The organism is Paraburkholderia sp. JHI869, assembly GCF_038900775.1.
In the GTDB taxonomy this organism is placed as follows: domain Bacteria; phylum Pseudomonadota; class Gammaproteobacteria; order Burkholderiales; family Burkholderiaceae; genus Paraburkholderia.
Genome location: NZ_JAYMSC010000072.1, coordinates 1 through 5,601 on the forward strand (window position 1 = coordinate 1; position 5,601 = coordinate 5,601).

Annotated in this window: 5 protein-coding genes and 1 pseudogene; 2 read left to right on the plus strand and 4 right to left on the minus strand. The window is 59.8% G+C overall.

The annotated features are described in order from the left end of the window. Positions 1-231 precede the first annotated feature (231 nt). The 4 genes from VSR72_RS43730 to VSR72_RS43745 all read right to left on the minus strand — a co-directional run bounded on the left by VSR72_RS43730 (position 232) and on the right by VSR72_RS43745 (position 4,275). Entirely contained in the window at positions 232-1,251 is a 1,020-nt protein-coding gene (locus VSR72_RS43730; RefSeq protein ID WP_342958382.1) for an IS110 family transposase, read from the minus strand. A gap of 165 nt (positions 1,252-1,416) precedes the next feature. After that, positions 1,417-2,925 (minus strand): group II intron reverse transcriptase/maturase, encoded by a 1,509-nt coding sequence (gene ltrA, locus VSR72_RS43735; RefSeq protein ID WP_342958383.1) that lies wholly within the window; start codon positions 2,923-2,925, stop codon positions 1,417-1,419. Between the two features lie 459 nt (positions 2,926-3,384). Continuing rightward, positions 3,385-3,996 carry a substrate binding domain-containing protein gene (locus tag VSR72_RS43740; protein ID WP_342958384.1) on the minus strand — a complete coding sequence of 204 codons (612 nt, stop codon included), beginning with the start codon at positions 3,994-3,996 and terminating at the stop codon, positions 3,385-3,387. Between the two features lie 15 nt (positions 3,997-4,011). Beyond that, positions 4,012-4,275 carry a LysR family transcriptional regulator gene (locus VSR72_RS43745; protein WP_342958385.1) on the minus strand — a complete coding sequence of 88 codons (264 nt, stop codon included), beginning with the start codon at positions 4,273-4,275 and terminating at the stop codon, positions 4,012-4,014. A gap of 109 nt (positions 4,276-4,384) precedes the next feature. On the opposite strand from VSR72_RS43745, the gene VSR72_RS43750 reads away from it, so the two are divergent. Then, positions 4,385-5,014, plus strand: a complete 630-nt coding sequence (locus VSR72_RS43750; protein WP_342958386.1) for an NAD(P)-binding domain-containing protein — start codon at positions 4,385-4,387, stop codon at positions 5,012-5,014. After that, a pseudogene (locus tag VSR72_RS43755) lies at positions 5,014-5,211 on the plus strand (hypothetical protein); the annotation flags it as partial. The gene VSR72_RS43750 and the pseudogene VSR72_RS43755, both read left to right, overlap by 1 nt. Positions 5,212-5,601: the final 390 nt, after the last annotated feature.

Below are 5,601 nucleotides of genomic sequence, written 5' to 3' on the forward strand. Positions count from 1 at the left end.
CGAAGCTTCACACCGAGCCGTTGCCAGCTCCGCATGTCCGGGTAGGGAACGGCTGATGGAACAGCCGGTTTCATCAAGTCATGCCACCCCGTGAAACAGAGATACATGCGACTTTGCAGGTCGCACTAGCGAGTCCCGGTCCTACCTGGCTTGTCATCACGCTCGATTACTGCGCAACCTTTCGACGTTCACCCTGTGTTAAACGTTGATCTTCTACTTCGCGCGAGCCGTTCAGGCTGGCTTCACACTCACGTAGTCTTTTCGGTACGGCCGGTCATGGGCGAGTACAGCCCAGATTGTTCGAGCCATCTTGTTCGCCAGCGCGACGATTACGACATTCTTTGGCCGTCGCTTCTTCAGCTGCTCGACCCACGCACCCGGTTCCTTTGCGTTCTCCAGGACGCTACGCGCGCCGTGGATCAGCAGTGTGCGCAGATACGTATCGCCGCGCTTCGATATGCCATGCAGGTTCACCTTGCCACCCGAACCCGTCTGCTTCGGTACGATCCCAACCCACGCGGCAAACTCGCGCCCAGAACTGAACGCTTTCGGATCACCCATCATCGCGACCGCCGCCGTTGCCATCAGTAGTCCGACGCCGGGAATCTCGCCGATTGCTTTTACCGACTTGTCTTCCTTCTTCCACTCGCGCATGCGACGCTCAATCTCCGCCACCTGCTCGTCCAGCTTCGATAGCCCGTTCCACTGCTCGCGAAATGTGTCAATGATTACTGCAGGCAGACGTTCAGCGATTCGTTCGAGCACCACCGGTATCTCCTTGTCCAGCTTGCTCCGTCCCTTGCTTATCACTTCGCCGTATTCCGTCAACAGTCCTCGCAGGTTGTTGATCTGCATTGTGCGAAACTTGATCAGTTGCTGCCGCATCCGGTGCAACGCCAGCATCGCCTGCTGCATCTCGGTTTTTACTGCCACGGGCTTGCCCGGCTGTTGGACTGCCAGCCAGATCGCGCGGGCGTCCGCTGCATCATTCTTGTTGCGAATGTTGAACGCTTTTACGAACGCTGCCGGCATAAGCTTCACCTCGTGGCCCATCTTCGTCAGTTGCCGGGCCCAGTGATGCGCACCGCCGCATGCTTCCATCCCGATCAGGCACGGCGCACGGTTCGCGAAGTACTCAAGAAATTTTGCCCGCTTGATCGGCTTGTTCACGATCTCGCCGGTTTCCTGATCGACGTAATGGACCTGGAACACCTGCTTGGCGATATCAACGCCCACGGCCATACTGTTCATCGTGGATCCTCCGGTTGCCGGGAAATGCCTGCATTTTCCACCTGGGCACATCGATGCCGTTGGCCCGTGAGGATCCACCCCAGTCCTCTGCTTTTACGGTCTCGGGTGGTCGGAGTAGGAACGATGGTCGCCCATCACCCCCTCCACAGATCCGTACGTGCGGAGCTACCGCACTCGGCTCCTGCCTTGGGTCGTGACGATCAGACGCTGACTCGGATAGGGGTGGCATATATGGACGAGGGGTAGCCAGTGCGCTGCGAGCCGATTCATACGCTGACTCGTCAGGCGATGCTTCTGACTTCGACGGCGTAGCGTGCGGAACCACAGTCGACCAACAGCTTGGCGGTACTGCCCGATGCGCGTGCCGTTACGGGGCACCCCGAAGTAGCGCGTATGCCCGTTCACTACCGCCCGCAGGTAACGTCCCTGCTCTGCGATGGTCTGATGCATACGCCGGCGCAGTTCCTCTTTTACTGCCAGCAACTTGGCCCGCATTCGCTTGGCGCTAGTCAGTCGCACTATCGCGAACTTCCCTTTGCGGGACTTTCCGCAGCAATGCGTGAAGCCCAAGAAGTCGAATGTCTGCGGCTTGCTCCCGTCCCGACGTCGGCAGTTTTCGCGGGCGAAACGCCCAAATTCAATCAGCCGCGTCTTGCTCTCGTGCAGCTTCAAGCCGAAGCGGCCCAGCCTTTCGGTTACCGCACGCTGGAAGCGCCCGGCGTCCCTCACGGACTGGAAACCCGCGACCCAGTCATCGGCATACCGCACCATGATCATGTCGCCTTCGGCGTGCCGCGCACGCCACTGCTTCACCCACAAGTCGAACGCAAAGTGGAGGAAGATATTCGCCAACAGTGGCGAGATGCTCCCGCCCTGAACTGTACCGACCTCACTCTGCGTCAACGTGCCGTCTTCCAGCACGCCAGCGTGCAGCCATTTCTTGATGAGCCGCACCACCCGCGTGTCCGCCACCCGGTGCTCGATGAATTTGATCAGCCAGTCGTGTCCGATTGTGTCGTAGAACTTACTGATGTCTGCATCGAGTATCCAGCCCACTTTCCTGCGCTCAATACCTACGCTCACGGCGTCGAGCGCATCGTGTGCGCTCTTGCCAGGACGAAAGCCGTAGCTGAACCCGACGAAATCCTGTTCATAGATCGCGTTGAGCACCTCGACTGTGGCAAGCTGGACGAGCTTGTCCTCCAGCGCCGGCACGCCCAGTGGGCGTTTGCTGCCGTCCACCTTGTCGATGTACACGCGCCTCACAGGCTGGGGCCGGTAAGCCCCTCGGGCCAGCCGGTCAGACAGATCCAGAAGCCGGGCTTCGAGGTCCAGTCCGTACGACTGCCACGTCTCGCCGTCCACCCCGGCTGCTGCCTTGCGTTTGAGCGCAAAGTAGGCTGCCCGCAGGCGGTCGACCGCGTATATGTGATGCATCAGGGTGGTGAACTTCGCACCCGGTCGGCCTTTGGTCGTCTGTCGTATGCCGTCGAGCGCCGTTCCCATGTCATATTCCCGCCCCAATCTGCGGAACATGCGCGCTGCGACTGCATTGCCCTTGGCCTGCCGCCTTCCCTCCACCACCTCCGCCGTCGAGGGAGTTGCACCCCCGACCTTGTTCGGCGGCTTCTGCGGCACTACGCAGCAGTCCGACTTCCCGCGCCCGTCGCTCATCGTCGTACGCCCTCAGGCTTCACGATGCGCACTACGTCCGACGCTTCCCAGCGTGGCATAGTAGGGCGCGGGATCTCCCGGTTCCCGTGCAAGGTGTTTCCGCACGTGCTCAGGGTCTCCGACCGCGCGGGGTCCGGGATTGCCTTGCCAATACGGCAATCCCGGTGTGGCTTTCGGCAAGCGTCCAGTGCCTCGGCACCCCGATCAGCCCGTGCCTTTCGGCGCGGGGAATGGATTTCGCAGCTCAATACCTGGCCCATGCTTACCTCTGCCAACGCTTCGCCTACGTCCTTACGGACGCACACGCATGACTCGAGGCCGTCGTGGCTGGCTAGGCCTTCAACGTATGACTCTTTCATTCACAACACCTTGCCGGTTTTGACCGGCGCACGGACGCGTTCATTTCATTCTCTACCGATCCGGATCAGCGTCTACCAGCGGTGAGAGCGCCGCTGCGTGTCACGCCGGCTCGCGAAACGCGTCTAACAGGAAATCAATAAGGCAGCGCACTTTCAGCGGCAATTGCTTCCGGGGCGGATAGACCAGGTAAATTCCGAGTTCAATCGATCGATATTCCGGCATCAACCGAACCAGCCTGCCCTCCTTGAGATCCTCTCCGATCATAAAGTCCGGATGCAGAATGATGCCACCGTCGCGCAGCGCGATGGCGCGGCATGTATCGCCGTTGTTCGAGTACACCCGGGCGTTTGTCCGCACCTGCACCTTGCCGCCTGGTCCGTGAAACTGCCACTCGTCGCGCCCCGAGAAATATTTGTATGCAAGGACACGATGTGATGCCAGCTCGCTCGGATGGCGAGGCGTACCATGGATATCTACGTAGCCGGGCGATGCGCAAGCGACCAACTCAGTCGAGGCCAGCTTACGGCATACCAACGACGAATCCGGCAACGCGCTGATCCGAACCGCCAGGTCGTAACCTTCATCGACCATATCAACGACGCGGTCGTTCAGCGTTACATCGAGATCGATCTCCGGATACGCGGCCATGAATTCGCCCCACAGAGGTGCCAAATGCAGCATCCCAAAGCTCAGCGGAACGTTGACACGCACGATTCCGCCCGGCGCCTACGTCCTTGAGCTCGCCTCGGTTTCAACATCCTCGACCGCCTCAAGAATGTCCCGCGCCCGCTGATAGAAGACACGCCCTTCTTCGGTCAGGGACAACCGACGCGTCGTCCGGTGCAGCAAGCGCACCCCAATTCGCTGTTCGAGCGCCTCCACGGCACGCGACACGGCTGCCTTCGACAGACGCAAGGTCTCGACGGCACCAGTGAAACTGCCCGCATCAACGACTGCCACGAAGGATGACATTTCCTGAAATCGGTCCATTGATTGTCTCGGGAGGCGGGATTATTAATCCATCGCATTCTAGTTTATCGCCGAATCCGCAATCAATAGAATTGACTTACCCTTCTCACGTTGGAACAAGGAGCAAATCATGAAGATTACCGTCATCGGTACCGGCAATATGGGCGCGGCTTTCGTCAAGCAACTGACTGCTGCGGGTCATGAAGTCCGCGTCACGGGCCGCGATCTGGCCAAGGCGCAAGCACTGGCCTCGCAAAATCCGGGAGCAGAAGCTGTCGTCGCAGCAGTTTCGGCAATTGATAGCACCGTGGTCATCCTCGCCACTGGCTACAATGATGCGGTCGCCGCACTGCGCTCGGTCGGAGACGTCAGTGGCAAGACGGTCATCGATATCACGAACCCTTTAACCGCCGACTACATGGGCCTGACGATTGGTCACCAATCGTCCGCCGCTGAAGAGATCGCGCGTGCTGTGCCTGGCGCTGACGTCGTCAAGGCTTTCAATACGCTTTTCGCCCAGGTACTGGCTGATGGTCCTGCGTTCGCAAACGGTCAGCGCGGTGCCGTGTTCTACGCCGGTGATAGCGCGCTGGCCAAAACGACGGTCAAATCGATCATCGACAGCCTCGGATTCGAGGCGGTGGACGCCGGTGGCCTAAAGAACGCGCGCTATCTGGAGCCGCTCGCAGGACTGAACATCTATTTTGGCTACGGCGCAAGCCGCGGCACAGCAATCGCGCCGGTTTGGATTGCGAAGTAATGGCATCCGGAGCAGCGCACCCCGTGGAAATCCTTCACGAAGACACTGCTTCGGGTCTCTCGTATCGCGTGCGGCCCGCGGCGGCCCAGCCTGCGGCGCGACTTTTCCTGTTGCACGGGGTTGACGGAAACGAACCTCGTGCGTTCGCTCAAGCGCGTGATCAACGCATCGAACTCGTTTTCGTGCGTGGCCCGCTTGCGCTAGGGACCGGACAATATCACACACGCGCACATCTTTCGGCATCGTTTCTGCTTAACGGAACGCCGACAGACGACAGCCGTCCAGGTGAAGTTCAACGTTTCGCATATCTATATCTCGCCTACGGCTCGTTCGCACCAGATCGATACGCAAGCCTCCTTGATCGTAGATACCGAAGGCTCTCTGCCGCGTTGGCGGCCTCCTCGACGAGGGCTGCATTCCGCTGGGTGGCCGCACAGGTCAACCTGAGAAGCATATAGTGGGTAAGCGGCCAGCGATCCCGTCTTGACAGACGAAGTTAGGCGATTGTCGGTATCGGCTGCCAGTGATGCGGCAACAACGCGGCAATGTCGCTGGCCCTGTGCGTGGGCAGACGCGTGAGGATGTCC

Bases quoted from the DNA above. Each gene is read 5' to 3' on its own strand.
- VSR72_RS43730 (WP_342958382.1), bottom strand. From the start codon at position 1,251: ATGAACAGTATGGCCGTGGGCGTTGATATCGCCAAGCAGGTGTTCCAG.
- ltrA (WP_342958383.1), bottom strand. From the start codon at position 2,925: ATGAGCGACGGGCGCGGGAAGTCGGACTGCTGCGTAGTGCCGCAGAAG.
- VSR72_RS43745 (WP_342958385.1), bottom strand. From the start codon at position 4,275: ATGGACCGATTTCAGGAAATGTCATCCTTCGTGGCAGTCGTTGATGCG.
- VSR72_RS43750 (WP_342958386.1), top strand. From the start codon at position 4,385: ATGAAGATTACCGTCATCGGTACCGGCAATATGGGCGCGGCTTTCGTC.